Here is a 2,219-nt window from a genome sequence, read left to right as displayed (position 1 = left end):
GTGCGGCGAGCCAAGACATCTTCGACCGTTCGTGCCATTTCGTTGCGGACCGCCCAAACCACTTGGGAACGACGCATGTCGAGCGACGGATGAACCGGCTGGGCCAACGCGGGATCGTCCTGTTCCAACTGGTCGATCGAAGATTGATCGGCCCCCTCCATCCGCAGCGATTCGGTCACGCACGGCGTGGCGGACAGATCGCCTGTTTCAATCGCCTTGTCGACACAGTCCTCGGCCATCTTTCGCACCGTGGTCCACTTCCCTCCGGTGATCGTGATCAGTTTCGACGTCGAGAGTCGGATCACGTGATCTCGCGAAAGCGATGCCGTTCGCGAGGACTTGTCGCCTTTGACCAGCGGTCGGATGCCCGTGAAAATGCTCAGCACATCGTGGATCGTCGGAGGTCGCGACAAGTACTCCGCCGCGGTCTCCAACAAGAACTGAATCTCTTGCGGTTGAGGCGACGGTTCGGCAACGGCGTCGGGGATCGCGGTGTCGGTGGTTCCGACAAGAATGTGATCGTGCCAGGGGACAAAAAAGATCACGCGTCCGTCGGAGGTTTTGGGAACGATCATGGCGGTTTCGCCGGGATAGAGTTCCTTGGGCAAAACCAGATGGATCCCTTGGCTGGCGGCAACCATCGGCTGGCACTCCGCATCGTCGAGCAATCGAACCGCGTCGCAAAACGGGCCGGCCGCGTTGACGACCGACTTGGCTGCGATCTCGAACCGTTGCCCCGATTCCTCGTCGGTCGCAACCACGCCGCCGACTAGGCCTTGGTCGTCTTTGATAAATCCGGTGCAGGCCATGTGATTGACCAAGGTGGCTCCGTGCTGCGCGGCCGCACGGGCCATGTCGATCAATAATCTCGCGTCATCAAATTGGCCGTCATGATAAAGCACCGCGCCACGCAAACACTCTTTCCGCAACGCCGGCGACAATTCGAGCGCCCGCCGCGCGGAGATGCGTTGGGAACGTCCGAAGCGGTTGCGTGTGGCGAGCAGGTCATAGACTTTCAGACCGACGCCATAAAACATCCATTGCCAAAGGTTGCGGCAGGGAATCAAAAACGTTTGATCGTGAACCAGATGGGGCGCATTTTCGAGCAACAAAGATCGTTCACGAAGTGCGTCACGAACAAGCGTCACGTTGCCTTGTTTCAGATACCGCACGCCGCCGTGCACCAGTTTGGTGCTACGGCTGGACGTCCCGCTTCCGAAATCGAATCGCTCCAGCAACACGACGTCCAAACCACGGCTGGCGGCGTCGAGCGCGACGGCGACACCGGTCGCACCACCGCCGATCACCGCGATGTCCCACGGTGTTTGACGGTCACGGATTTTGGCGAGCGATTCGGGCCGATCAAGTCGCGTCATGGTGCTGCTCCGGTTGCCATGATTTGGAACGTTCAAGCGCCTCGGCCCAACGCTCTCGTCGCAGCGCCACGTCCGCGTCCGACATCGCCGGTTCAAACACACGTTCGGTTTTCCAGATCGAAGCGATCTGGTCCAGATCCTGCCAAAAACCGACCGCCAGTCCGGCCAGATAGGCCGCCCCCATCGATGTCGTCTCCGTCATCTGCGGACGGACGACGGGAGTCTTCATGATGTCGGCCTGGAATTGCATCAACAGATCGTTCGCCGAAGCGCCGCCGTCGACACGCAGCTCCTCGATCGAGATTCCGGCGTCCTGCTGCATCGCGTCCAACACGTCGGCGACTTGATACGCGATCCCTTCCAGCGTCGCCCGCGCGATGTGTCCGCGATTGGTCCCACGCGTCAACCCCACAATGGTTCCACGCGCGTAGGAATCCCAATGCGGCGCCCCCAGTCCCGCCAACGCCGGAACGACATAGACGCCGTCGCTATCGGACACGCTGCGGGCCAGGGGTTCGATCTCTGAAGACGACTGAATGATCCCCAATCCGTCACGCAGCCACTGGACCGCAGCGCCGGCGACAAACACGCTGCCTTCGAGCGCATACTCGCGTTTCGCAGACGTACTGGCGGCAACCGTCGTCAACAGCCGGTGCTTGGACACCAGCGGTTGGTCGCCGATATTCATCAGCATAAAACAGCCGGTTCCGTAGGTGTTTTTAGCCATCCCATGTCGCGTGCAGTTCTGACCGAACAGCGCGGACTGCTGGTCTCCGGCGGCGCCGGCGATCTTGATCGGGCCGCCGAACCACTGCGTTTCGCTCTCGCCATACACATGGCTCG

Annotated in this window: 2 protein-coding genes; both read right to left on the bottom strand. The window is 60.8% G+C overall.

The window, feature by feature from the left end:
* A partial coding sequence (locus ABX749_RS30395) for an FAD-dependent oxidoreductase (RefSeq protein ID WP_372899339.1) occupies positions 1-1,376 on the bottom strand: 1,376 nt, incomplete at its 3' end.
* A partial coding sequence (locus tag ABX749_RS30390; protein WP_372899338.1) for an FGGY family carbohydrate kinase occupies positions 1,363-2,219 on the bottom strand: 857 nt, incomplete at its 5' end. The genes ABX749_RS30390 and ABX749_RS30395, both read right to left, overlap by 14 nt.

Origin of the sequence: Stieleria sp., assembly GCF_041595215.1 — a bacterium.
GTDB classification, from domain to species: domain Bacteria; phylum Planctomycetota; class Planctomycetia; order Pirellulales; family Pirellulaceae; genus Stieleria; species Stieleria magnilauensis.
Note: the sequence above shows the minus strand (reverse complement) of the source record. Positions and strands in the feature narration are given on the sequence as shown.